Genomic DNA, 24,051 nt, shown 5'->3' on the forward strand with positions numbered 1-24,051 from the left:
TGAGCCTGGTTACCCTGCTGCGGCCAGAGACATTTCAGGCTTCATCGACTGCCCGCGCGAGGCTCCGACGACCGCATCAACGTCGAGAATGAGCGCCACGCGGCCATCCCCGAGGATCGTTGCTGCAGCGATACCCGGAACGTGGGTGTAGTTCGCCTCAAGCGACTTGATGACGACCTGACGCTGACCCTGAATGGCATCGACCATCAGAGCGCGCTGACCACCGCCTTCGGATTCGACCAGCAGCGCCACGCCATCGACCGGATTGGCCTGGTTGGCGCGGAAGTTCAGGATGCGGCCGACATCGACCAGTGGGCAGAACGAGTTGCGGATCGAGATCAGCCGCTGGTTTGCACCGAAAGAATGGATGGCGGACGCTTCCGGCTGCAGGGTCTCGACGATCGCCGTCAGCGGCACGACCAGCGTCTGGCCGGCAACGGTGACGACCATGCCATCAAGAACGGCGAGGGTCAGCGGCAGGCTCATGGTGAAGGTCGAGCCAAGTCCCGGACGCGAGGAGATCGAGATACGGCCGCCGAGTGCCTGGATCGAACGCTTGACCACGTCCATGCCGACGCCACGGCCGGAAATGTCGGAGATCTTGTCGGCGGTCGAGAAACCCGGGGCGAAGATCAGGTTGTCGATCTCTTCGTCCGAAAGGTTGGCATCGGGGCTGATCAGGTCGTTGTCGATCGCCTTCTGCTTGACGCGTTCCCGGTTGATGCCGGCACCGTCGTCCTGCAGTTCGATCAGGATACGGCCCGAACGGTGCTTTGCCGAAAGCTTGATCGTGCCCTCCGGATCCTTGCCGGCGGCCTCGCGCTTTTCAGGGCTCTCGATGCCGTGGTCGACGGCATTGCGGATCATGTGGGTCAGCGGCTCGGCGATCTTGTCGATGACCGTCTTGTCGACCTCGGTGTTTTCACCTTCGGTGACGAGGCGGATCGACTTGCCGACCATGTCTGCGACTTCGCGGACAATACGCGACATGCGCTGGAAGACCGGCTTGACCGGCTGGGCGCGGATCGCCATGACCGAATCCTGGATCTCGCGGGTGAGCTGCTGCAGCTCCTCGAGGCCCATATTGACGGCCGACGTGCCGGTCGTGTCATTTTCGATGACGCTCTGGGAGAGCATCGCCTGGTTGATGACAAGCTCGCCGACAAGGTTGATCAGACGGTCGACGCGATCGAGATCGACGCGGATGGTCTGGCCGACCGAAGACGCGGCGGCTGCGGCATTGTTCTGGGCAGCTGCCGCAGCAGCAGCGGCACTTTCCTTCTTTTCGACCGCGGCATTGACGGCCTTGGTAACGCTGGCGGCCGTTTCCGCTGCAGCGGCAGCCTGTTGTGCAGGCTCGTGGGAGGCAACCTCTTCCGCAACATCGTCGAGTGCCGAGAGATCGAACGGCACCGGGACCATTGGAAGCTCTTCACTGGCCGAGGCTTCGGCCGGCTTCACTTCAAGTTCGCAATCCCATTCGGCAAATTCGAAGACCGCGCGGACGTCGTCTTCAGACTTCGGCGTGACGATGGAGATCTTCCAGCCGAAATAGGACGCTTCCGGATCCATGCTTTCCAACGCGGGCAGCTGATCCATGTCGCAGGCGATGCTCATCTCGCCGAGACGGGAAAGATCCCGGAGCAAGAGAGCAGCCTCGTTGCCCTTGGAATAGAGCTCGCGCGTCGGCTTGAAGGTGATTTCGAAAGTGGCGTCGCCGGCAGCATCGTCGTCTTCACCAAAACCGTCGAAAGTGAACGGGATCGGCGCGAAGCCGCTGTCGTCGGTCGGCTTGACTGCGGGCGCAGCCGCGGCAGGCTTGGCAGCCTTGGGTGCTTCTGCGGCGGCCGGCATCTCGCCGTTGGCCAGTGCCTCCAGCTCCTTGACCAGTCCACGCGTCCGGCTTTCCTCGACGCTGCCGCCATCACGCGAGCAGGTTACCAGGTCGGCCAGAACGTCAGCCGACTTGAGCATGACCTTGAGGACATCCTGGTTCGGCTCAAGCTTGTTGGAGCGAACACAGTCAAGCGTGGTTTCAAAGACGTGCGCGAAAGCCACCAGGTCGTCCAGACCGAAAGCGCCAGCGCCTCCCTTGATGGAATGAACGGCACGGAAAACGGCGTTGACCGTTTCGGGGTCGCGATCCCCGTCGTTCAGCTTGAGAAGACCCGACTCCAGTTCAGCGAGCTGCTCTTCGCATTCCTGAAAGAAGATCTCTTTGATTTCGTTCATATCCATCGGAAGAATTCCCGGTTCAGGCGGTTACACGTTCGATCGCATCAATCAGCTTTGCAGGATCGAAAGGCTTGACGATCCAGCCGGTCGCACCAGCCTGGCGCGCGCGGTTTTTCTTTTCGGCATCGCTTTCCGTGGTCAGGACCAGGATCGGGATGGCGCGATACTTCTCGTTACGGCGAACACCTTCGATAAAACCGAAGCCGTCGAGGCGCGGCATGTTGATGTCGGTAACGATGACGTCCGGCTCGCAACCTTCGAGAACCTCAAGGCCCTCGACGCCGTCTTCCGCCTGGATCGTTTCGAAACCGGCATTGTTGAGCGTTACCAGAAGCATGTTCCGGATCGTCCGCGAGTCATCCACGGTCAGCACTTTTTTCTTCATTGCTAGATCTCCTTAGCAAGCAAATTGTCGTCATTGATGCCGATCAGCTGCATCGTCTTGGTGAAGGCATCCGATGCCTTTGACACCTGAAAGGACTTCTTGTCCGCCTGCCATGCCTTGGCGCCGGCAACGAGCACCTGGGCGCACTGGACGCCGACACGTTCCACCGCCGATGCATCGATCGCGATATCCTTGCCGCGCATGGACATCAGCTTGCCATGCAGCGCAGATGCCTCGTTAAGGTCGAGAACCGACGCGAGCGCCAGACTTCCCGATGCGGCCTTTCTTGGTGCCATCAGCTTCTTCCTTGCCGTTTATATTGGGGTTGAGCCTCGGCCTCGGCCAAAGCGTAATGTCTTTCGGCAGCAGCCGGGATCCCGGCGCCATGGGCTGCCGGGCGGCGCGTGTCATAATCGTCATCGAAGCTTTTCTGACGGGCGATACGGAATTCGCGCACCGTGCGGCCAAGCTCGAGGATCACGGTATGCAATTCGTCGGCGCTGTCGCCCGAGTTGCGGGCAAAGCTTGCATTGGCATTCATGTCCTGGCTGAGCGTGGCGATGTCGAGCGTGACGCGGCCGATCCCGTCGGCCTGCTCGACGGTGCGACGGGCAACACCCGATATCGCATCGTTGATTTCGCCGACCTGCTGGACGATGCCGCCAATCGCGGTCTGCGTGCGGTGAACCATCTGCACGCCCGCATCGACCTGCCCCTTTGTGCCGGTGACCAGCGTCTTGATTTCGCGGGCAGCTTCGGCAGAACGCTGCGCAAGGGCGCGGACTTCCTGGGCGACCACGGCAAAGCCCCTGCCCGTATCGCCGGCACGCGCCGCCTCGATACCCGCATTCAATGCCAGGAGATTGGTTTGGAAGGCGATATCGTCGATCACGCCGATGATCTCGCCGATCTTTTCAGCCGATTTCTCGATGTCGGACATGGCGGTGATGGCGCGGCCAACGATCTCGCCGCTTTCCTCAACCGACCGGCGCGTTACCGCGGCAGCCTTCTCGGCGACGGAGGTTCCGGCAACGCTTTCCTTGACGAGCACCGAGAGCTGGTGGAGCTCCTGATGCGCGGCCTCGGCGCGGCGCGCCTGCTCTTCCGAAGCGGCAGCGAATGTGGAGGCATTTCCGGCCATCGCACCGGCAAGACCTGCGGCTTCGGCATTGGCGGAACCGATCGCCTGTACCGATTGGCGCATGCCGCCGATGGCCTGCGTCAGCAGATCGGCAAGTTCGCGGTAGGCATCCGGCATTTCGCCGGGAAGGGAAGCCGTCAGATCGCGGTCTGCAAGTGCTGCAATCACGGCCGTAAACGTATCGACCGCTTCCGCCTGGTCGGTGGCGTGCTGTTCGGCAAGTGCGCGCTGGTGCTTCTGGCGCAGCTCGTTGAAGCGAAGCGAGACGGCGATCTCGACGTCGACCATGACCAGTCGCATGATGGCGGCGAGCAGGTCCCTGAGTTCCTGTTCACGCTTGCGGGCACCGGGAAGAAATGAGCGCGGCGCGCGATCTTCGACAGCGCCAAGGATGAGATGTTCGAGCATCACCGAATGGCCGGCAATGTGCCAACGGGGGTCGAGACCCATGCGGCTTTCGGTATCGGAGAGAACCTTGACGCGATCGGCGTAAAGCGCATCAAAGCGCGCATCGGTCAGAACCGACCAGTGGGAAGACTGAAGATCGCTCAGCCGTTCGACCTGCTGTTCGCTTTCGAAATGACGCGAGGCTTCGGGAAAGGACTGCAGGCGGTGAAAGAGATCGCGCAGCCCGTTTTTCAAATACCCTTCAAGCTTTGGGCGGGAGCGGCGGAGCAGGTCGCGCAGGTCGCCGTCGAGGCCGGCGAATGCCAGTCTCTCGCCAAGGCTTCCCGCCTGGCCACGTCGCACCTGATCGCTTGGCGTATCCTGCACCAAAATCGTCCCCAAAACCAAACATTCCGCGAGTGCGGCTTGAGATAAGCCATGCCGGTCAGGTGCTGGAGACGAACGATCAGCGACCGGCACAGGGGAACGTAATCCCGTGCAGCGCAAACGCGGTCATCGCAGTTTTTCCTGACTATTTCATGAGAGGATACCGGATTGAAACCGGTACGGCTTTGGTGGCTTCATGCCTGGTGGGAAGACCGCAGTCGTCCCACTCCGCCGTGCTAACCAATTTGTATGGTTAATTCCTTGCCCGAAGGTTAATAGATAGTAGAGCAACGCCGTTTTGCTACAGAATGACTATGGATGCAGCGGCATGATGGTACCGCTGCAAGGCCTATACAAGCAGGGGTTTCACCCGGCTCAATGGCCGGGTGTCGTCTGGTCGGCGAGAGCGCTCAAACCATCGCGATTGCCAAGGTTGGCAAGTGCCTCGAATATCCGCATCGCATCCGGCTTGCGGCCGACATTCATATAGGCGTAACCGCGTATACTCATCAGATCGGTCTGCTCCGGCACGATCTGGGCGCGCTGGTCCAGTGCAATCAGGGTCTCCTGATACCGTCCCGACTTGAAAGCATTGATAGCCCGGTCGGAGAGGATCGCCGCCTGGAGTTCGACGGCCCGCGTGTTGTTCTGCGGTGCGGTGGTTGCGGCGGCGGCCGCCTTGTCGGTCAGGCCGACGCGCAGATAGGCAAGGCTCTTGCCGTAAGCGGCATCGGATCTTGCAGCCTGCGAGGATGCCGCGCCCGCAGCGTCAAAAGCCTGAACGGCTTCCAGCGGGCGGTTGAGATCCATCAGGCACCATCCTCGCGTCAGGGCCTGTTCCGGCGCCAGCTGCCGCGGGTCAATGGTGCTGGTGCATCCGCGCGTCGCCGGCGCATTCGGCGTCGGCGCGGCGCGGACCACGCGCGGTGCCGCTCTGCGCACGGGTGCCGGCGCATAATTTTCGGCATAACCGGAACTTGCCTGTCGGACAGAGGGCTGCCGGACTTGCTGCTGAACCGGATATTGCGGGGTCTGATACTGTTGGGTCGGCTGCTGGACATATGCCTGCGCCAGATAGTTGTCACCCTGACGACGGTTATCGTCTTCGCCCAGATTGGCGATACGCTCGGAGCGCCCGGCCCAGGTCCGCTGGATGGCTGCAACGCCTCCCTTGTCGCCGAGATCGTTGCGGCTCAGCACGAGGCCGTAGGCAGAGGGTTCGTCATCCGGTTTCCATGAGAGAGCCGCGGCAAACCACTGAGCCGCCGTGCCAGGCTGACGCATATAGCGCGCATACCAGCCGAATTGCTGTGCGGCGGCGGCATCCCTGGTTTCGATCACGACCGGTGCCATGCGGGTCAGAACCTGTTCCTGAAGAACCGGTGGCGGGTCGATCGCCAGGAGGTTGGCAACGGCTGCCATATAGGCCGCCTTCGCGCCCGGCGAGTCGTCGCGCCATTTGTAAAGGACCGTTTCTGCTTCGAGCGGCGAATTCTGGCGTGTCAGCGTCAGCGCCAGGCCTTCGGCGGCCGACGCGGTATCCTCCTTGGTGAAGGCCTTGCGGAACCAGCGTTCGGCACCACCGAGATTATCGCGGCGATAATAATACCAGCCGAGAAGGAGCGCATCGGAAGCAAGCTCGTCCTTGTCGGCCAGCTTTTCCAGGCGCGTCAGGTATTTGTCCGCGACGACCAGCTTGGCGTCGGTATTGCCCTCGCCGACAAGACGGCGGGCGAGGTCGTCCCGCAGACTGTCGAATTCCGGCTGGCCGTCGGCACCGGTGCGCTCCTTGGCCAGCAATTGCTCGATCATGTCGGGGGTGAGAAGTTCGCTTGCCTTCTGGACCGTTGCCAGCCGCTCGGCAGGGCTGTCGCAATTGCTCAGCACATAGAGATAGGCGTCGCGCGCGCGCGTCTTGCGGTCGGTATCGGCAAAGGCTTCCGCCAGTCGCCAGAGAACATCGACTTCGCTGCAGGTCAAAAGCGTCGGATTTTCCGCGGCGATCCGGATGACCTCCTCATAGGTTTTCGAATCCGATGCCGCCGTCAGCCGCATGCGCGCCTCAGCAAGCTTCAACCGATCGATAAGATCGGCCGGCGGTTGCCAACCGGCATCGCCTGCCTGGCGGTCGGCGATCGCCTTTCGCACGTCGTCATAACGCGCCTGCGCATAAAGCTGCCACATGTTTTCAAGCTGCGCATCGGTCGTCGGGCGTACGGCAAGCGGATCGGATGGTGGCGTCCAGCTGGGGTAAAGCGCACGCAGACGGGAAATTTCCGCCTGCAGACGCGCGGTGTCGCCTCTGGCGGCGAAATATCGGAGCGCACTTTCATCGACCTGCGGCGCCGCGGTCCCGGCGGCGGCGGAAGCCAGCGGCGTGATCTGCGCATGCTCGGCCGGTGGCGGCGATGCGTCGGCACTTCCGGCAGACGGTTGGGACTGTGCAATGACGAGAGGAGCGCGCGGGTATTTCTGATCGGGCGACGGCAGCTGGGTGGAAATGCGATTCGTCCGGTCGACATCCCGCGCAGCGGACATTTGACCGCCGCCAGACAGCGATCCGGTCACTTCGCCGAAGTCGACCGCCGGTCGACGTTCGAAGACGACGATTGCCGCCACCGCGACACCGAAAACTGCCAAGGAGATCAGCGAAAATCGCATATGCACTCCGGTCCCTGTCTGTCCAAATATCAAGGCGCGTGTCTACAAGCCCAGATTTGAGCTCGAATGGTTAAAGAATGAGGCTAGATGGTTAACGAACAATTTAGATTTCGTCAGTAAATAAGAAATCACGAATAAACGACAAAGTGACTCGTCGCTGCATCGCAGAATAACAATGGCGAAGCGGTGATCCTCGCAGGCACGCGGGCAGATTAGTAATGAGTGGCAGCCCCCAACACTGGAATTTCGATGACGGACAGGCTCATTACCAAGACGTCCAGAAACCGGCGGGTGATCCGCCCGGTACTTGCCACTTTCATGGGGCTCGCGTCGCTGACGCTTGCCGGTTGCGGCGGAAAGCCGATCCAGGCGGAGGCCTTCGTCAAGAGCGCCGAGCCTGAACAGGCGATCGTCATGCCGCCGCCTGCCGGCCCCGGCGTCATCAACGTCATCGAGCGGCGATTCGACAACGCAATCAGCCAGGACATCTATCTGGCCAATAACGCATCGACACCTGGCCAGAACCTGATCAAGGTCCAGATGTTCGGCACCGAGAGCACGTTCAGCCAGACGGACAATGGTCTGGGCGTACACTCGATCACCGACGGACGCATCTCGGCGGAAATGCGCAAGGCATTGCCACGGGTGCCGATGGCGCGTTCGCAATATTATGTGCAGAACGCTTACGGCCCGTTCGGCTACGCTTTCGGGCGCGGCGCAGGCTCCGATCTCTGCCTCTACGCATGGCAGCAGATCCGGTCGCGGCCGCAGAGCATGTCGCCGGTCGCCAACTATGGCGTGATCCAGATCCGGGTGCGGATGTGCGAGGCGAATGCGACCGAAGCGAAACTGCTGTCGCTGATGTATAATTTCACCATCACCGCATCGGTCGATGCGCCCGGGTGGAACCCTTATGGCGCATCGCGCGGCCTCAACCCGGCGATCGGTACGACCGGTTCACCGATCTATCCGCGCCCGGCTTCGCAGGAACCGATCGTCCAGACATTGCCGCCACGCGCAGCCGCTGCCCCCGCACCGCGGAACCGGATCCGCCGAGCCCAGCCCGCACGCCCGGTCGTTGCGCCGCAGCCACGGATGACGGAACCGGAGTTTTCGCCGGAACGCCCAAGGGTGCCTGCGCCAGCGGGTGCTGCCAGTGTGTCTGGTTATCCGTCGGGCAATCTATCCGCGACCGGTCGCCCGGCAACGGGCTACGCCATGCCGACCGCCGCGACGGCGCCGGCCGGGCAACGCGTCAACGTGCCGTCTCCATCCTGTACCACGACAACCAGCGGAACAGGGGTTGCCTGCCGCTGACTTGCCATTCCGCCGCCCGGTCTCATTGAGGTAGTCCGTCATGAGGACACTATATTCAGCCGTCATCTGGGCCATCGCCACCGCGATGATCATCCTTCTGGTGACCTTGCCGATCAACACGCGCACGCAGCTGATCGCAAGTATTCTGATCGTCACCGTGATGGCGGTCATCAAACTTCTGGATGCCGGCGGCAAATGGCGGCTGGTGGCACTCGCCTTCGGTACCGGCATGGTGCTGCGTTACGTCTACTGGCGCACGACCAGCACGCTTCCGCCGGTCAACCAGCTGGAAAACTTCATCCCCGGCATGCTCGTCTACCTAGCCGAGATGTACAGCGTGCTGATGCTGTCGCTCAGCCTGTTCGTCGTCGCCATGCCGCTACCGCCATCCCGACCCAGCAGCCGGTCAAGCAGCGACGACAACCTGCCGAAAGTCGACGTCTTCGTCCCGAGCTATAACGAGGACGAACAGCTTCTCGCCAATACGCTGGCCGCCGCCCGCAACATGGACTACCCAGCCGACAAGCTGACGGTCTGGCTGCTCGACGACGGCGGTACGATCCAGAAGCGCAAGGCGAACAATGTCGCCGATGCCCGCGCCGCAGAAGCGCGCCACGAAAAACTCAAACAGCTCTGCGACGATCTCGGGGTGCGCTACCTCACCCGCGAGCGCAACGAGCATGCAAAGGCCGGCAATCTCAACAACGGGCTTGCCCATTCGAACGGCGACCTGATTGCCGTCTTCGACGCCGACCACGCGCCGACGCGCGACTTCCTTCTGGAAACCGTGCATTATTTCGAGAGCGATCCGAAACTCTTCCTCGTCCAGACCCCGCACTTCTTCCTCAACCCGGACCCGGTCGAACGCAACCTGCAGACCTTCGAAAAGATGCCGAGCGAGAACGAGATGTTCTACGGCATCATCCAGCGCGGATTGGACAAGTGGAACGCGTCGTTCTTCTGCGGTTCGGCCGCGGTCCTGAACCGCAAGGCGCTGGAAGTCTCCAACGGCTTTTCCGGCGTCAGCATCACCGAGGACTGCGAGACGGCGCTCGACCTGCACGGCCTCGGCTGGAACAGCATCTATGTCGACCGCCCTCTGATCGCGGGCCTTCAGCCGGCGACGTTTGCCAGCTTCATCGGCCAGCGCTCACGCTGGGCACAGGGCATGATGCAGATCCTGCGCTTCCGCTTCCCGCCCTTGAAGCGTGGCCTCTCTTTGGCCCAACGTCTCTGCTACATGTCCTCGACGCTGTTCTGGCTGTTCCCCTTCCCGCGAACGATCTTTCTGTTCGCGCCGTTGTTCTACATCTTCTTCGACCTCGAAATCTTCACCTCGTCGGGCGGCGAGTTCCTCGTCTATTCGCTGACCTACATGGCGGTGAACATGATGATGCAGAACTATCTCTACGGATCGTTCCGCTGGCCGTGGATTTCCGAACTCTACGAATATGTGCAAACCGTGCATCTGCTGCCAGCCGTCATTTCGGTGATGCTCAATCCGCGCTCGCCGACCTTCAAGGTGACGGCCAAGGACGAGTCGGTCGCCGTCAGCCGCCTTTCGGAGGTCAGCCGGCCGTTCTTCGTGATCTTCTTCATCCTGATCGTGGCGCTCGCGATGAGCATCTACAAGCTCTATACCGAACCGTTTAAAGCCGACGTGACGATGGTCGTCGGTGGCTGGAACCTGCTGAACATCATCATTGCCGGCGCGGCGCTCGGGGTTGTGTCGGAACGGGGCGAACGGCAGGCATCGCGTCGCGTCAAGGTCAGCCGCCGCTGCGAACTCGGCGTCGACGGCAAGTGGTTCACCGCGACGATCAACAACGTCTCGGTGCAAGGGGCATCGCTGGAGGTCTATACCGAAGGTGCGACGGGGATTGCCAACGACACGATGGCGCAGATCCGCTTCCAGCCTCTCAGTGACCTTCCGGTCAGCGAATTGCCGGTCGAGATCCGCAATTTCGACCGGACCGGGGATGTGACCTCGCTCGGCTGCCGCTACATGCCGCAGCAAGCCGTCGATCACCGACTGATCGCCGACCTGATGTTTGCCAATTCTGCACAGTGGACCCAGTTCCAGACATCGCGCCGCAAAAATCCGGGCCTGTTCCGCGGAACCTTCTGGTTCCTGTGGCTTGCCGTCTACCAGACAAGCCGCGGACTGGGTTACCTGATGCGGGACATCAGCAAGTCCCGCGGTTCGGAAAACGGTTAGGAGCGCGACATGAACAAGCTCATCGTCATCGCGCTGGCCGCGCTTGCCGCTACACCGGCGCTCGCCCAGCAGGGAACCGGGCAAGCTGGTGCCACTCCCTTCGACATGGGAGCGGAACGGCGCGACCAGGGTATCCAGACGGTACCCAATTCGCCGCCTCCATCATCCCAATCACCACAGTCGTTGCAGCCGCCGGCGGCCGTCACGCCTGCAAGGCCTGTCCAGCAAAATCCCTTGCCGCAACAGCAGACGCCCGCCCAGTGGAGCGCGCAGCCGCCACGGCCGGGCGAGATGCAACAGGCGGCACCGATTAGGACTGCCCCTGTTTCGCCCGCCCAGGCGCCTGCCGCTCCTGCATCGGCCTCCCCTACCCAGGCTCAACCCTCGCAGCAGGCCGCGGCAACGGCGCCCGACCAGACACGGCGTTACCTGCTGCCGTTTTCGGACATGCGCCTGAACGGCGAGATCGAACAGCGCTCGTGGTCAGTCTATCTCACCGCCGAGCAGGCAGGCCGCGCCGCGAAACTGCATGTCGCCTATCAGAACTCCATTTTCGTCGCGCCGGAAACCTCGAAGCTAACGATCACGATCAATGACGTGGTGATCGTCGCCGAACCGATCGCATCGGCCGAACGGCCGGCCGAGCGGAGCTTCGAAATCCCGGCCGGCCTTCTCAAGGCGGGCGGCAACATGGTCCGGGTCGGCGCCAGCCAGCGTCACCGCACCGACTGCACGATCGAATCCACCTACGAATTGTGGACGGATATCGACCCGGCGGGAACCTACCTCTCCTTCGACGGTGCCAACGACCGCCGGCTGGGGACACTCGACGACCTCAGAGCCATCGGTGTCGATGGCAAGGGCAATACACGCTTCAGGATCATCGCGCCGGCGCTCGATCAGCTGGGCGCGACCGATCCGCTGATGCGGCTTTCCCAGGGGCTTTCGCTGGTGGGCGGGATGCCCAGCCAGTCGTTCAGCTTCCGACGGCAGGCGGACGGCTCCATCCAGCCGGGCGAAGTCGCCGTGTTTGTCGGGACGACCGACGAGCTGCGGCCCGTGCTTCCGCAACTGACACCGGCCGCCAACAACGTCGCGATGGCGAGCTTCATCGATTATCCGGGCCAGAGCGGTGTCTCGGCGCTGGTGCTGTCCGGCCCGAGCTGGCCATCGATCAACGGGTTGATCGACAGCTTCATCGCATCGATCGACGGCGGATCGATGGAACGCCGGGACATGCTGTCGACGGAAAGCTGGCGCGGCGCGGACACACCTTTCCTGTTTTCCGACTCGGTGCTCGATTTTTCGACGCTCGGCGTCAACAGCCAGGAATTCAGCGGCCGCCTGTTCCGCAGCAGCTTCACCATAGGTGTTCCAGCCGACTTCTACGCCAATGCTTATGGCGAGGCCCGCATCCTGCTCGATGCCGCCTATACGCCCGATGTATTGCCGGGCAGCCATCTCGACATCTTCGTCAACGGCAATATCGCCTCGACCGTGCCGATCACCTCGGCGGGTGGAGCGATACTGAGGCATCTGCCGATCAAGCTGACACTGCGGCATTTCCGCCCCGGCGTGAACACGATCACCGTCGAGGCGGCACTTCGTACCGCCGCCGATGCCGCCTGCGCCCCCGGCGCGAGCAGCGAAGACAAGCCGCGCTTTGCGATCTTCGGCACCTCGCAGTTCCACATGCCGGATTTTGCCCGCATCGCACAGGTGCCGAACGTCGCTGCCACGATCGGCACCGGCTTTCCCTATTCCCGTGAACAGCAGCCTGTGTCGCTGTTCCTCGGGCGGATCGACGAACCGACCCTTTCGGCGGCAGCGACCTTTGCCGGCAAGGTGGCGATTGCCGCGCATCGCGTCATTCCCTTCAACGTGACGATCTCGGCTGCACGCATGACGGAACGCAACGCGATCTTCGTCGGCGGCATATCTGAAATGCCGCTCAACGTCCTTTCACAGCTGAAAATCGATCAGGACAGCCGTAACAGCTGGAGCCCTGATCTGACGCCTCACACAATCACCGCACCCGGCATCAACCTGCAGGACTGGCAGCAGCGGGCCGACAGCAATTTCCTCAGCCGGCAGTTCGCCGAGATCAGCGACTGGGCCAAGGAAAATTACGACCTGTCGCTTTCCGCCCTCCGTTTCGCGCCGGCCACCGATGAACTCTACAAACCGCCCAGATCGGCACAGCTGATCGTGGCGCAGGAGAGCGACCCGACCGGTCTTGGCACCTGGACCGCCGTGCTTGCACCCGACGCGACGGAACTTGATGAAAGCATGCAAAAGGTCTCCTCCCGCGCGGAATGGGAGAAGCTCGGCGGCCGCATTGCCATCTATAGCGGGTCGGACAAGGAAATGGGCAGGGTTCCTGTCAGCTGGTTCCGCTTCATGCCGACAATCGATATCAGCTTCGCGAATGCGCGGCTGATCGCGGCCAACTGGCTTTCGGACAATATCATGTCCTATGCCCTGCTTCTGGCTGCCGGAAGCCTGCTGCTGGGTCTGGCAACGGGCGGGCTGCTCAGCCTGCTCGGGCGCCGCTGACGCATCAGGTCAAAAATCGGTGGACTGATCGCAGCGGCGGTCAGTCTTCCGGGAGATGCTCGGTCAAGCCATCAAAGACTTCCATCATCGCATTGGTGATGGCCTGTCCGAGTGCGTTGCCAGCCTGGCGGAGCTCTTCCTCGCTGCCGTCGCGAGCCGCCCTGGCAAGCTCGAAGCCCTGCTCGCTGACGAGCTGTTTGGCGACTTCGATGGCCCAGAGGCCGAAATCGCCGCGATTGTCGATCTGCATCATGTCGTCCATGGCTAGTCTCCGCCGGATTGTCGTGCTGTCATTTATCGGATGGTTTCAACAAGGCAAGCTTTCGGATGTCGCGATCTCCTTCATGCCACAGCCGTCGATCGCCGAACCGGGCTGTGCCTAGCCGGGAAAACGCCGGCTGAGATAGGGCGACCCCTGCAATCCGAAACGCCAGGGGCGATCGACCGCCTGGGAAATGCCGATCCGCTTGCCGATCGAAACCAGCGCCGGTTCGGCGGGATCAGACAGGTCGAACGGAGGCTTGAACAGCGACATACCGTCATGGCCGATATCGACGCCCAGCGCCTGGCAGAGGCGGCCCGGACCTGAACACAGCAGAAGCGGATCGCCTCGCCCGCGCCGCATCTCCATTTCTGCAAGACCCGAAACCGGTTGAAGCGCGCGGATCAGAACGGCGCTGCCCGGCCGGCAGACGAAATTCAGGCACCAGTGGATGCCGTAGGACCGATAGACATAGGCGTGCCCGGCCGCCCCGAACATGGCGCGGGTACGCAGGCTCTCGCCTTTGTAACTGTGCGAGGCCGGATCATCGGGCTCGTAGGCTTCCGTCTCGACGATGATGCCGCCCATATTTTCGACATGCAGCCCGACACCGATCAGATCATGTGCCACCTCGACAGCCGATCGGTCGAAAAACTGCGGTTCCATGCCGTCTCCTTATGCCAGTCTTTGCGACAGGCGGCATGTGTCGGTTTACCATCCTTTAGGGTTGTTTGCCCCGCCCTCTTTCACATCGCCGCAAAATCTGCGCCTATTAGATTAATCTAAAATATCCTTGAGGTAGGCAAGGAATGGGACTGTTGAAGACAGCAAGCTACGAGCCGATCGGACCGGACGAACTGGAGCGCCTGCAGACGATCTTCGAGACCGCCCGCTATATCGCGTGCATGTCGCGTCACGACCCGGCTTCCGAACGCCTCGCCGCCATGGCGATCCGTTTCTACCAGATGGGCATCCGCGACGACGATGTGCTCATCCATACGATCGTCAAGACCAACCGGACATTGCGGCCATTCGGGCAGGATCTGGCAATGGCCGAATCGGCCTGACGCATCGCCCGCAAAACCCGGCGCATGATCGCTTCATCCCCCGCTTCAACGACGAAGAGTTCGCAAGGCGTGGTTGCTTCACGCGGCCGGCCATCCTATCTCCCTAGTCATGGAACAATGGACTGCCGATGGCAGTCCCCGACCAGCCGGGAAGGATGGAATAACGCGCATGACCGGGCTCAAGCTTCTGGCTCTCGATACGGATGATCTGGGCGTCGTATCCGCCCATATGCAGGATGCAGTGTTCAAGCTGGAAGACGTGCACTGGTCCTCGTCCGACCGTACATTTTCGCTTGCGGCCAATCGCTTCGACTGGGCGGCGGCAGAGGGCAAACGCAAGGGCTTTGAGCGACACCGCGCAGCCATCGTGCTGAAACGGGTCGAAGCCGTCCGCTCGACGGGCATCAACCGCAACCGGCCGGAGGACGTGCTTTCACTTATGGCGCTGCGCTTCTTACAGAAGGGCGAAGGTCCCGAAGGCACGATCGAACTGGTGCTTTCCGGCGGCGGTACGATCGCTCTGGATGTTGAATGCATTGAAGTCGCACTTGCGGATATCGGCGGCGCGTGGGAAACCGCATCGAGGCCGCAGCATCCCTGACCCGGATCCCTGACCGGCCATCGAATGACGGCAGTGGAATGGGAAGGACGACCCGCGTGGCAAGCTGGCTTGAACAGACATCCGAGGATTTCGAAACCCGCTTTGCGGCGTTTCTATCAACCAAGCGCGAGGTCTCGGAAGACGTCAATGCCGTCGTCAAACTGATCATCGATGACGTGCGTGGCCGCGGTGATGCGGCGCTGATCGAATATTCGGCGCGTTTCGACAAGGTCGACCTGGCGAAGGACGGCATCCGGATCACCGAGGCAGAGATCGACGCCGCGGTGGCCGCTACCGATGCCACCGTCATCGACGCATTGAAGCTTGCAGCGGCGCGGATCGAAAAACACCACGCCCGGCAGATGCCGAAGGACGACATCTACGAAGACGAGATCGGCGTCGGGCTCGGCTCCCGCTGGACGGCGATCGAAGCCGTCGGACTTTATGTTCCAGGTGGTACCGCGAGCTATCCGAGCTCGGTGTTGATGAATGCCGTGCCGGCAAGGGTTGCCGGCGTGCCGCGCCTGGTCATGGTCGTGCCGGCCGGCGGCGGCAAGATCAACCCCGCCGTATTGACGGCTGCCCGGATTGCCGGCGTCACCGAGATCTACCGGGTCGGCGGAGCGCAGGCCGTGGCAGCGCTTGCCTATGGCACCGAGACGATTGCGCCGGTGGCCAAGATCGTCGGTCCCGGCAATGCCTATGTGGCAGCCGCCAAACGCCAGGTATTCGGCACGGTCGGCATCGACATGATCGCCGGCCCATCGGAAGTGCTGGTGATTGCCGACAAGGACAACGATCCGGACTGGATCGCCGCCGATCTTCTCGCCCAGGCCGAACACGATGCCGGCGCCCAATCTATCCTGATGACCGATGATGCGGATTTCGGCCACGCGGTCGAGGCTGCCGTCGAGCGGCAGTTAAAGACCCTGTCCCGGTCGGAAATCGCGACCGCCAGCTGGCGCGACTTCGGCGCGGTGATCCTGATCGAGAGTTTCCAGAAGGCGCTGCCGCTCGCCAACCGGATCGCCGCCGAACATCTCGAACTCGCGGTTGCCGATCCGGAGGCACTGATGCCCGGCATCCGCAATGCCGGCGCGATCTTTGTCGGCCGCCATACGCCGGAAGTGATCGGCGATTATGTCGGCGGGTCGAACCATGTTCTGCCAACGGCGCGTTCGGCGCGCTTTTCGTCCGGCCTCGGCGTGCTCGATTTCGTCAAGCGGTCGTCGATCCTGCGGCTTGGGGTCGACCAGCTGCGTCAACTTGCCCCGGCCGCCATCACGCTGGCGACTTCCGAGGGGCTGGATGGCCATGCCCGTTCGGTGTCCATTCGTTTGAACCCCGGAGACTGAGGGATGGGCACCGGGGAGTTCCGTCTCTGCGACGTCGTCCTGGACGACTCGATCGGGCGCTCCACCCCCGATGTCGAGCACGAGCGGGCTGTCGCCATATTCGATCTGGTCGAGGAGAACTCGTTCACGCCTTTCGGTCACGCAGGCGGACCCTACAAACTGCGCCTTTCGCTGGCCAGCGCGCGGCTGGTTCTGACGATCACCACCGAGGGCGACGAGGATGTCGCCACCCATATTCTTTCGCTGACGCCGTTCAGGCGGATCATCAAGGACTATTTCCTGGTGTGCGAAAGCTATTATGAGGCGATCAAGACGGCGACGCCGAGCCGTATCGAGGCGATCGACATGGGTCGCCGCGGTATTCACAACGAAGGTTCGCAGACCTTGATGGACCGTTTCGACGGCAAGATCGGCGTTGATTTCGATACCGCAAGGCGGCTGTTCACGCTTGTCTGCGTGCTCTACTGGCGCGGCTGACGATGGCCATTGACGCACCGAACAGGAAACAGACGATCGGCATTCCGACGGCGATCCTGTTCATGTGCGGACAGAACTCGATCCGTTCGCCGATGGCCGAAGCCATTGCAAAAAGCCTGCTTCAACCCGATATATACATACAGTCTGCCGGCGTGCGCTCCGGCGAACCGGATCCCTTCGTCGATGTCGTGCTGGAAGAGGTCGGTCTTTCTCTCAACCACAAGCGGCCGCACCGGCCGCGTACTCTGGAAGAGATAGAGGACGATTTCTTCGACCTGATCGTGACACTTGCGCCGGAAGCGCATCACGTCGCGCTGGAGCTTACCCGTTCCAGTGCCGTCGATGTCGTCTATTGGCCGACCATGGATCCGACCGTCGTCACCGGAACGCGGGAGCAGATGCTCGATGCCTATCGGGAGGTCCGCGACCATCTCTGGAAGCTAATCGACAAGCGGATGAAGCCCATTCGCCGCCCGCCACCGGCCAGTGGTTGACGGCTGACAAGAATAGATGTGAAGCGAGGTTCACAAAGCGGACACGATTGTGTAGTTTCCGCCCAATTTTGCGGCGCCGGTTCGAGAAAACCTGACCAGGCCTGCTATCAACCACAGAAAGAACACCAGTAAATGGCTAAAGAAGAAGTCCTTGAATTTCCGGGCGTCGTCACGGAACTGCTGCCGAATGCGACCTTCCGGGTGAAGCTCGAAAACGAACACGAAATCATCGCCCACACGGCAGGCCGCATGCGCAAGAACCGTATCCGCGTGCTCGCAGGTGACAAGGTACTGGTCGAAATGACACCTTACGACCTCACCAAGGGCCGCATCACCTACCGCTTCAAGTAAGCGGTTCGGCGGGGTTGAGTATCACCATGGCGCTCGAACAAAAGCTGATACTGGCATCCGGTTCGCCGCGCCGCCTCGACCTGCTCAATCAGGTCGGTATCGAGCCCGCACGGCTGATGCCGATGGATATAGACGAAACGCCGAAGCGAGCCGAACATCCGCGCTCGCTGGCGCGGCGCCTGTCGGCCGAGAAGGCGGAAGCCGCTTATCGGGCGACCAAGGATGATCCTGCGTGGCGGCACAGCTATATCCTGTCTGCCGACACGGTCGTCGCGGTTGGCCGGCGTATCCTTGAAAAAACCGAGTATACGGAAGAGGCGTCATCGGCGCTCAATCTTCTCTCCGGTCGCGGCCACTGGGTCTATACCGGTATCTGCCTGGTCACCCCCGGCGGGCAGTTTCGCCAGAAGGTGGTCGAAACGAAAGTGCGCTTCAAGCGGCTTTCGGCTCGCGAGATCGAAAACTACATCGCATCCGGCCAGTGGCGCGGCAAGGCCGGCGCCTATGCGATCCAGGGCATTGCCGGCGCCTTCGTGCAGAAGCTCGTCGGGTCCTACAGCAATGTCGTCGGGCTGCCGCTGCACGAGGTGACGACGCTGCTTGCCGGCGAAGGTTTTGACGTGGCACAGGGCTGGCCGGAAGCCTGATCTCATAAAGTCCCGCATGCGGCTCTGGCGAGACTGCAGGCGCGATCATTACATATCCAGGAAGAGGAGTTGCTCCAATGGCATCCGGACCGATCAAGACGGGCGGCAAGGTCGAGCCGCTCAGGAAAGCAAGACCCTGCCCCGAATGCGGCAAACCGTCGTCGCGCGAAGACTATCCGTTCTGCTCCGAGCGTTGCCGTACGCTCGACCTGTCGCGCTGGCTGAATGGTTCCTACGCCATTCCGGTTGCCGACGACGAAAGCAAGGCGGATGACCCGGACGGACGCGATTAACGAACCGCAGACGGCGGCGGTGGGCGCTTTCCACAGGCGCAGTCCTCGTGCATGTCATGAAGGCCTCCGCTTCATGCCTGTTTTTGCTGGGAAATTTTCGTTTTTCGCAAAGCTGTCAAAAAAGTCTTCGCGGGTGCTGGACATGGCCGAACAAGATGTTATAACCCCGCTCGCTCCCGGGGAATACTTCCTCCGGACGGTCAAAATGACCGGCAGGCTTTCCATAAAGCCTTGGATGCCCGGATAGCTCAGTTGGTAGAGCAGCGGATTGAAAATCCGCGTGTCGGTGGTTCAAATCCGCCTCCGGGCACCATTTACTCCTTTGTTGCGGCTGGAGTTTTCGTAGTAACGCAACTTCTTTCATGTCAAATTTAGACAGTGTCAGGCTGCCTAATTCGCCACCGTCGGTTTTTTGATTTACTCAGCTGCGAGGCTCGCACTGATTGAGCGGGATCATGTCTGCACCTGGATGCCCCCTACCAGAACTGCCGCGTGAATCCATCCAAACTGGCTAGGCGCCAAGTAGCGATTGAGACGAACCCCGCAAGGCCCACGTGTGGTCTCCATCTGAGCGCAAGGGAAATAAATAGTTAACGTATCGTAGCTAGCCTTTGTCAGGAACCGAGCAGGACACGACGAGGGGAACCAGAATGCGCCTTTCCAACTCGCCTTATTTGTTGGCCGTGGCATCGATGACGTTGCTGACGGCCTGCCAAAGCGATCTTGCTCCTCTGGCCTCCGGCCTGCAGCAGAGCATTCTTCAACCGGGCTATGGCACAAGCAGGCCAGTCCCGGTGGCGTCTCAGCCGCCGGCTCAACAACCGGCTCAACAGCCCGCGGCACCCGCACCGGCACCTGTTGCGGCTGCGTCTCCGGCCGGCGCCTGTTCGGGTGATGTCGTTCAGCAGCTTTTGACCCCCGCCTCGTCCGACCCGTCCCCTGTCAAGCTGAGCTGCAGCGTCAAGCTGCCGGCCCAGTCTGTCGTCACCCGCCAGGTCGTTTTCGAGGGCAGTGCCGCAAGCGGCAGCAGCCTCGATTGCGGCGGCGGGCGGCTTGAGGGCACGGCATCGAAGGGAGACAAGGATGCCGTCGTCGTACGCTCCCGCAATACCGGCGGGGCGTGGAGCAGACCGGTGGATGTGACGGTCCGGAACTGCCAGATTGCCAATGGTGTAAGGATCTACGGCCTTGGCCGCAACGGCGAGGCCGACGCCGTAAAACAGTCGTCGCTAAACGCCAACCACACGGCCTTCGCTCAGGCTTCCGCGCCGAGCGGCATCACTTTCGACGGCATCCGCTTCATCGGCTCAGGCGGAGTGCCTTTCTATGTCAGCCCCGGGGTCACCAACGTTACCCTGTCGAACTCGCAGTTCACCGGGTCAAGCTCCAGCGTGGCGGTCTATCTCGACGCGGAATCGGCCGGCGCCAGGATCACCAACAACACGTTCGACCTCAGCACCAAGAGCCGGGAACAGATCGCCATCGACGGCTCCGCCCACAACACGATTACTGGAAACAAGTTCGACAAGGCATCAAATGGCGGCATCTTCCTCTACCGGAATTGCGGTGAGGGCGGCACGATCCGGCATCAGGCACCGCAGTTCAACCGGATCGAGAAAAATACATTCGTGATGAATGGCGGCCGCGAACCTGCCGTCTGGCTCAACTCCCGCAACGGCAACAGGTCCTACTGCTTCACGGATCCGAGCCATCCGTTCGGCAGCAGCCTGAGTTCGCTGGACATGGCGCAAAACAACGTGGTCGACGACAACAATGCCGTCGGCGGCGGTCGCGATGCGTTTCGCAACAGCGACCCGAGCAACCGGCTGTCCAACAACGGCGGCTGATTTTGCGAGGAGCGAGTTCGCAGGATGATCGCGAGCGGCAGGCAGCCGCTCCTTCCTTCCCTTCGTCCGGCATCCGGCCATCCCATGGATTTCGGCGTAGGCTGCTTTTAACGGCCGGCAAGACCCACCGGCTGCGCCCATGATGCGTCTGTCGTTCATGCCAAGCGAGATATAAGGCAGACGCAACGGCTTCAATACGCTAAAGGCATGGTACATCATGTCGACAAGCGGGGGCCAGCATGACGGATATCGAAACGAACCAGATGGCAGAGCGCAAGCGCGGGTCCGGGGTGAAACTGGTCTATGACCTTTTGCGCGACGAGATTCTCGATCTCAAGCTTGAACCGGGCAGTGCGATCGACGAGGTGCAGCTTGCCGCGCGGTTCGGCATGTCGCGCACACCGATCCGCGAGGCGTTGGTCCGGCTGGCCGGTGAGGGGCTGATCGAGACCCTGCCGAACCGCTCGACGATGGTGTCGAATATCGATTTCCTCGGCATGCCCGCCTATTTCGACGCACTGGTGCTGATGTACCGCGTGACGACGCGGCTTGCCGCGCAGCACCACCGCGAAGACGACCTCATCCTGATCCGCGAATGCGAGGATGAGTTTGCGGCCGCCGTCGAGGCGCAGGATGCACTTGCCATGATCGCCACCAATGCAGCCTTTCATTCGGCGATCGCGGCCGCCGGCCGCAATGCCTATTATGCCGGCTTCTTCGACCGGCTGCTCGGCGAAGGCCGGCGCATGCTGCGGCTCTATTACCAGTCCTATGACGACCGCCTGCCGCCACGTTTCGTCGAGGAACACGAGGAAATCATCGCGGCCGTCACGGCACGCGACGTCGCCGCCGCCGACCGTCTCGGCAAGGCCCATGGCGAACAGATCGTCGAACAGATCGGCCGGCTTCTGACCCGCAATGATCGCCTCGATATTGATCTTTGATATCTTGTATTTTTTTTGTCGACAAAGAAAATGGAAGGAGTATTCTCCTTATCCAGAGGCTGGCGATCGTCTGCGCAGGCCATGACCATTGAGGACCATTGGATGAAATCGACTATCTTTTCGGGCGTCGTGCCCGCGCTGATGACCCCCTGCAAATCAGACCGCACGCCGGATTTCGACGCGCTGGTGAAAAAGGGCAAGCAGTTGATCGAGGCCGGCATGTCGGCCGTCGTTTATTGCGGTTCGATGGGTGACTGGCCGTTGCTCACCGATGCGCAGCGGATGGAAGGCGTGGAACGCCTGGTCAAGGCCGGCATTCCGGTGATCGTCGGCACCGGCGCGATCAATTCGGCCTCGGCCGTCGCCCTTGCCGCCCACGCCCAGAAGGTCGGCGCTCAAGGTCTGATGGTCATTCCGCGCGTGCTGTCGCGCGGTTCGGTCATCTCGGCCCAGAAGGCACATTTCAAGGCGATCCTGTCGGCAGCTCCCGATCTTCCGGCGGTCATCTACAACAGCCCGTATTACGGCTTTGCCACCCGCGCCGACCTGTTCTTCGCGCTGCGTGCGGAACATCCGAACCTTGTCGGCTTCAAGGAATTCGGCGGTCCGGCCGACATGCGTTATGCGGCCGAAAACATCACCAGCCGCGATGACAATGTCACCCTGATGATCGGCGTCGATACCGCCGTCTTCCACGGTTACGTCAACTGTGGTGCGACCGGCGCGATCACCGGCATCGGCAACGTGCTGCCGAAGGAAGTGCTGCATCTTTGCAATCTCGCCCAGGCTGCCGCCAAGGGCGATGCCGATGCGCGCGCCCGCGCAATCGAACTGGAAGCCGCGCTCGGCGTGCTGTCCTCTTTCGACGAAGGCCCGGATCTGGTGCTCTATTTCAAGCACATGATGGTACTGAAGGGAGACAGCGAGTTCGCTTTGAACTTCATCGAGACCGATGTGCTGTCCGACAGCCAGCGGGGTTATGTCGAAGCACAGCTGAAGCTGTTCGACAGCTGGTACGCCGACTGGAGCAAGCTTCCCGGCGCGGTCCAGACTTACAAGGCCTGAGAGGCCATAACGAACGGATAAGCCCTCCCCTGGAGGGCTTATCTATATGGGGACCACGAAAGCAGATGCGTGCCACGGACGGCATGCCGGAAAGTGTCGGGGAATGAGCAGGTCGGATGTGATCGTCATCGGGGCGGGGGTCGTTGGTCTCTCCATCGCCATTGCGGCGCAGATGCGTGGTCTCGGTGTCACGGTTATCGACCGGGAGGGGCCGGCATCCGGCGCCTCGGCCGGCAATGCGGGCGCATTCGCCTTTACCGACATCCTGCCGCTTGCTTCTCCCGGAATTCTCAGAAAAGCACCGAAATGGCTGCTCGATCCGCTCGGGCCGCTGTCTATCCCGCCCGCCTATGCGCTCAGGATCGCGCCGTGGATGTTCCGCTTCTGGCGCGCCTGCCAGGCCTCGCGCGTTGCCCATGCGACCAGCGCCCAGACGGCTCTGATGGATCTCTCCCGTGCCGAGCTCGAGCCGTTCCTGTCGGCCACGCAAACGCTTTCCCTGCTGCGCAAGGAAGGCAACCTGCAGGTTTATGAAAGTGATGCCGAATTTGACGCCTCGCTGCCGGGCTGGGAAGCGCGTCAACAACACGGCATCGAATTCCGCCACATGGATGCCGTTGAAATGGCCGGCATCCAGCCGGGGATTGCGCCACGTTTCATCCGCGGCACGTTCACGCCCGGCTGGTTCTCGATCGCCGACCCAAAGCTCTATACGCTGGCGCTTGCCGAGAATTTTCGCGCCCGCGGCGGCACGATCGAGATTGCCGACGTGACGGGACTGACACCTGTGGCCGACGGCGTGGAAGTTGCCACGGCCGGAGGCACCGTCAGCAAGGCAGGCAAGGTGGTGCTGTCGGCCGGCGCATTCTCGCATCGTATCGCCCGGTCGCTCGGCGAACACATCCCGCTGGAGACCGAACGCGGCTACAACACCACATTGCCTGCGGACGCGCTGGATCTGCGCACCCAGGTCACGTTTGGTGGTCATGGTTTCGTCGTCACCCGGCTGACAAGCGGCATTCGCGTCGGCGGGGCGGTGGAACTCGGCGGCCTTGATCTGCCGCCGAATTATGCCCGCTCGCAGGCCATGCTGAAAAAGGCAAAGAACTTCCTTCCGGGCCTGAAGACCGAAGGCGGCACCCAATGGATGGGTTTTCGCCCGTCATTGCCCGATAGCCTGCCGGCGATTGCCCGCGCCAAGGCAACGCCGAATGTCGTCCATGCCTTCGGCCACGGCCATCTCGGCCTTACCCAGTCGGCCGGCACGGCGCGGCTTGTCGCCGATCTTCTGACCGGCCAAAAGACGGCCATCGACATCGCACCTTTCTCCCCGGCGCGTTTCGGCTGAAAGCCGTAGAACC

The 24,051-nt window shown here is 61.8% G+C and carries 22 protein-coding genes and 1 tRNA gene; 16 read left to right on the top strand and 7 right to left on the bottom strand.

Annotated elements, in window-relative coordinates; genetic code table 11:
• Positions 1–9: 9 nt before the first annotated feature.
• From AC2GXZ_RS09250 to AC2GXZ_RS09270, 5 genes are all read right to left on the bottom strand, one after another.
• On the bottom strand, positions 10–2,238 hold the full coding sequence (locus tag AC2GXZ_RS09250) for a chemotaxis protein CheA (protein WP_483758865.1): 2,229 nt from the start codon (positions 2,236–2,238) through the stop codon (positions 10–12).
• Between the two features lie 16 nt (positions 2,239–2,254).
• On the bottom strand, positions 2,255–2,620 hold the full coding sequence (gene cheY1 / locus AC2GXZ_RS09255) for a chemotaxis response regulator CheY1 (protein WP_119938787.1): 366 nt from the start codon (positions 2,618–2,620) through the stop codon (positions 2,255–2,257).
• Positions 2,621–2,622: 2 nt separating this feature from the next.
• Complete coding sequence (locus AC2GXZ_RS09260; protein WP_483758866.1) at positions 2,623–2,916, bottom strand: STAS domain-containing protein; 294 nt, start codon at positions 2,914–2,916, stop codon at positions 2,623–2,625.
• Positions 2,916–4,538, bottom strand: coding sequence for a globin-coupled sensor protein (locus AC2GXZ_RS09265; RefSeq protein ID WP_483759389.1), 1,623 nt, complete (start codon positions 4,536–4,538; stop codon positions 2,916–2,918). Before AC2GXZ_RS09265 ends, AC2GXZ_RS09260 begins: the two co-directional genes overlap by 1 nt.
• 372 nt (positions 4,539–4,910) lie before the next feature.
• Positions 4,911–7,196, bottom strand: coding sequence for a tetratricopeptide repeat protein (locus tag AC2GXZ_RS09270; protein ID WP_483758867.1), 2,286 nt, complete (start codon positions 7,194–7,196; stop codon positions 4,911–4,913).
• A gap of 249 nt (positions 7,197–7,445) precedes the next feature.
• Here AC2GXZ_RS09270 and bcsN point away from each other — a divergent pair, with 249 nt between their 5' ends.
• The 3 genes from bcsN to AC2GXZ_RS09285 are packed head-to-tail and all read left to right on the top strand — an operon-like array spanning position 7,446 to position 13,287.
• The gene (bcsN, locus tag AC2GXZ_RS09275; RefSeq protein ID WP_483758868.1) at positions 7,446–8,513 is read left to right on the top strand and encodes a cellulose biosynthesis protein BcsN; all 1,068 of its coding nucleotides are present in this window, start codon (positions 7,446–7,448) and stop codon (positions 8,511–8,513) included.
• Between the two features lie 40 nt (positions 8,514–8,553).
• Entirely contained in the window at positions 8,554–10,731 is a 2,178-nt protein-coding gene (gene bcsA, locus AC2GXZ_RS09280; RefSeq protein ID WP_483758869.1) for a UDP-forming cellulose synthase catalytic subunit, read from the top strand.
• A gap of 9 nt (positions 10,732–10,740) precedes the next feature.
• Positions 10,741–13,287 (top strand): cellulose biosynthesis cyclic di-GMP-binding regulatory protein BcsB, encoded by a 2,547-nt coding sequence (locus tag AC2GXZ_RS09285; RefSeq protein ID WP_483758870.1) that lies wholly within the window; start codon positions 10,741–10,743, stop codon positions 13,285–13,287.
• A 40-nt stretch (positions 13,288–13,327) separates the two neighbouring features.
• Here AC2GXZ_RS09285 and AC2GXZ_RS09290 read toward each other — a convergent pair whose 3' ends face one another.
• Complete coding sequence (locus tag AC2GXZ_RS09290) at positions 13,328–13,549, bottom strand: hypothetical protein (protein ID WP_483758871.1); 222 nt, start codon at positions 13,547–13,549, stop codon at positions 13,328–13,330.
• A gap of 117 nt (positions 13,550–13,666) precedes the next feature.
• The gene (locus AC2GXZ_RS09295; protein ID WP_483758872.1) at positions 13,667–14,215 is read right to left on the bottom strand and encodes a DNA-3-methyladenine glycosylase; all 549 of its coding nucleotides are present in this window, start codon (positions 14,213–14,215) and stop codon (positions 13,667–13,669) included.
• 152 nt (positions 14,216–14,367) lie between these two features.
• On the opposite strand from AC2GXZ_RS09295, the gene AC2GXZ_RS09300 reads away from it, so the two are divergent.
• The 13 genes from AC2GXZ_RS09300 to AC2GXZ_RS09360 all read left to right on the top strand — a co-directional run bounded on the left by AC2GXZ_RS09300 (position 14,368) and on the right by AC2GXZ_RS09360 (position 24,038).
• The gene (locus AC2GXZ_RS09300; protein ID WP_483758873.1) at positions 14,368–14,616 is read left to right on the top strand and encodes a hypothetical protein; all 249 of its coding nucleotides are present in this window, start codon (positions 14,368–14,370) and stop codon (positions 14,614–14,616) included.
• Positions 14,617–14,785: 169 nt separating this feature from the next.
• Entirely contained in the window at positions 14,786–15,217 is a 432-nt protein-coding gene (locus AC2GXZ_RS09305; protein WP_483758874.1) for a DUF2948 family protein, read from the top strand.
• A 56-nt stretch (positions 15,218–15,273) separates the two neighbouring features.
• Positions 15,274–16,572 (top strand): histidinol dehydrogenase, encoded by a 1,299-nt coding sequence (hisD, locus tag AC2GXZ_RS09310; protein WP_483758875.1) that lies wholly within the window; start codon positions 15,274–15,276, stop codon positions 16,570–16,572.
• A 3-nt stretch (positions 16,573–16,575) separates the two neighbouring features.
• The gene (locus AC2GXZ_RS09315; protein WP_483758876.1) at positions 16,576–17,049 is read left to right on the top strand and encodes a UPF0262 family protein; all 474 of its coding nucleotides are present in this window, start codon (positions 16,576–16,578) and stop codon (positions 17,047–17,049) included.
• Between the two features lie 2 nt (positions 17,050–17,051).
• Entirely contained in the window at positions 17,052–17,543 is a 492-nt protein-coding gene (locus AC2GXZ_RS09320) for an arsenate-mycothiol transferase ArsC (RefSeq protein ID WP_483758877.1), read from the top strand.
• Between the two features lie 132 nt (positions 17,544–17,675).
• Complete coding sequence (infA, locus tag AC2GXZ_RS09325) at positions 17,676–17,894, top strand: translation initiation factor IF-1 (RefSeq protein WP_004435948.1); 219 nt, start codon at positions 17,676–17,678, stop codon at positions 17,892–17,894.
• 26 nt (positions 17,895–17,920) lie between these two features.
• Positions 17,921–18,541: a Maf-like protein gene (locus tag AC2GXZ_RS09330; RefSeq protein WP_483758878.1), complete on the top strand. Its 621-nt coding sequence runs from the start codon at positions 17,921–17,923 to the stop codon at positions 18,539–18,541.
• A gap of 77 nt (positions 18,542–18,618) precedes the next feature.
• Positions 18,619–18,834: a DNA gyrase inhibitor YacG gene (gene yacG, locus AC2GXZ_RS09335; protein WP_483758879.1), complete on the top strand. Its 216-nt coding sequence runs from the start codon at positions 18,619–18,621 to the stop codon at positions 18,832–18,834.
• A 237-nt stretch (positions 18,835–19,071) separates the two neighbouring features.
• A tRNA-Phe gene (locus AC2GXZ_RS09340) sits at positions 19,072–19,147 on the top strand.
• Between the two features lie 337 nt (positions 19,148–19,484).
• Positions 19,485–20,681: a right-handed parallel beta-helix repeat-containing protein gene (locus AC2GXZ_RS09345; protein WP_483758880.1), complete on the top strand. Its 1,197-nt coding sequence runs from the start codon at positions 19,485–19,487 to the stop codon at positions 20,679–20,681.
• 239 nt (positions 20,682–20,920) lie between these two features.
• Positions 20,921–21,625: a GntR family transcriptional regulator gene (locus tag AC2GXZ_RS09350; RefSeq protein WP_483758881.1), complete on the top strand. Its 705-nt coding sequence runs from the start codon at positions 20,921–20,923 to the stop codon at positions 21,623–21,625.
• Positions 21,626–21,727: 102 nt separating this feature from the next.
• The gene (locus tag AC2GXZ_RS09355) at positions 21,728–22,690 is read left to right on the top strand and encodes a dihydrodipicolinate synthase family protein (RefSeq protein ID WP_483758882.1); all 963 of its coding nucleotides are present in this window, start codon (positions 21,728–21,730) and stop codon (positions 22,688–22,690) included.
• 46 nt (positions 22,691–22,736) lie between these two features.
• The gene (locus AC2GXZ_RS09360; RefSeq protein ID WP_483758883.1) at positions 22,737–24,038 is read left to right on the top strand and encodes an NAD(P)/FAD-dependent oxidoreductase; all 1,302 of its coding nucleotides are present in this window, start codon (positions 22,737–22,739) and stop codon (positions 24,036–24,038) included.
• Positions 24,039–24,051 lie beyond the last annotated feature (13 nt).

Source organism: Aliirhizobium sp. YIM B11859 (assembly GCF_057163345.1).

Excerpts from the sequence above, each read along its gene's own strand:
- AC2GXZ_RS09330 (WP_483758878.1), top strand. The coding sequence starts at position 17,921 with ATGGCGCTCGAACAAAAGCTGATACTGGCATCCGGTTCGCCGCGCCGC.
- AC2GXZ_RS09250 (WP_483758865.1), bottom strand. The coding sequence starts at position 2,238 with ATGGATATGAACGAAATCAAAGAGATCTTCTTTCAGGAATGCGAAGAG.
- bcsA (WP_483758869.1), top strand. The coding sequence starts at position 8,554 with ATGAGGACACTATATTCAGCCGTCATCTGGGCCATCGCCACCGCGATG.
- AC2GXZ_RS09345 (WP_483758880.1), top strand. The coding sequence starts at position 19,485 with ATGCGCCTTTCCAACTCGCCTTATTTGTTGGCCGTGGCATCGATGACG.
- AC2GXZ_RS09315 (WP_483758876.1), top strand. The coding sequence starts at position 16,576 with ATGGGCACCGGGGAGTTCCGTCTCTGCGACGTCGTCCTGGACGACTCG.
- AC2GXZ_RS09320 (WP_483758877.1), top strand. The coding sequence starts at position 17,052 with ATGGCCATTGACGCACCGAACAGGAAACAGACGATCGGCATTCCGACG.
- AC2GXZ_RS09270 (WP_483758867.1), bottom strand. The coding sequence starts at position 7,196 with ATGCGATTTTCGCTGATCTCCTTGGCAGTTTTCGGTGTCGCGGTGGCG.
- AC2GXZ_RS09350 (WP_483758881.1), top strand. The coding sequence starts at position 20,921 with ATGACGGATATCGAAACGAACCAGATGGCAGAGCGCAAGCGCGGGTCC.
- infA (WP_004435948.1), top strand. The coding sequence starts at position 17,676 with ATGGCTAAAGAAGAAGTCCTTGAATTTCCGGGCGTCGTCACGGAACTG.
- cheY1 (WP_119938787.1), bottom strand. The coding sequence starts at position 2,620 with ATGAAGAAAAAAGTGCTGACCGTGGATGACTCGCGGACGATCCGGAAC.
- AC2GXZ_RS09360 (WP_483758883.1), top strand. The coding sequence starts at position 22,737 with ATGGGGACCACGAAAGCAGATGCGTGCCACGGACGGCATGCCGGAAAG.
- yacG (WP_483758879.1), top strand. The coding sequence starts at position 18,619 with ATGGCATCCGGACCGATCAAGACGGGCGGCAAGGTCGAGCCGCTCAGG.
- AC2GXZ_RS09295 (WP_483758872.1), bottom strand. The coding sequence starts at position 14,215 with ATGGAACCGCAGTTTTTCGACCGATCGGCTGTCGAGGTGGCACATGAT.
- AC2GXZ_RS09285 (WP_483758870.1), top strand. The coding sequence starts at position 10,741 with ATGAACAAGCTCATCGTCATCGCGCTGGCCGCGCTTGCCGCTACACCG.
- AC2GXZ_RS09355 (WP_483758882.1), top strand. The coding sequence starts at position 21,728 with ATGAAATCGACTATCTTTTCGGGCGTCGTGCCCGCGCTGATGACCCCC.
- AC2GXZ_RS09290 (WP_483758871.1), bottom strand. The coding sequence starts at position 13,549 with ATGGACGACATGATGCAGATCGACAATCGCGGCGATTTCGGCCTCTGG.
- AC2GXZ_RS09260 (WP_483758866.1), bottom strand. The coding sequence starts at position 2,916 with ATGGCACCAAGAAAGGCCGCATCGGGAAGTCTGGCGCTCGCGTCGGTT.
- AC2GXZ_RS09305 (WP_483758874.1), top strand. The coding sequence starts at position 14,786 with ATGACCGGGCTCAAGCTTCTGGCTCTCGATACGGATGATCTGGGCGTC.
- bcsN (WP_483758868.1), top strand. The coding sequence starts at position 7,446 with ATGACGGACAGGCTCATTACCAAGACGTCCAGAAACCGGCGGGTGATC.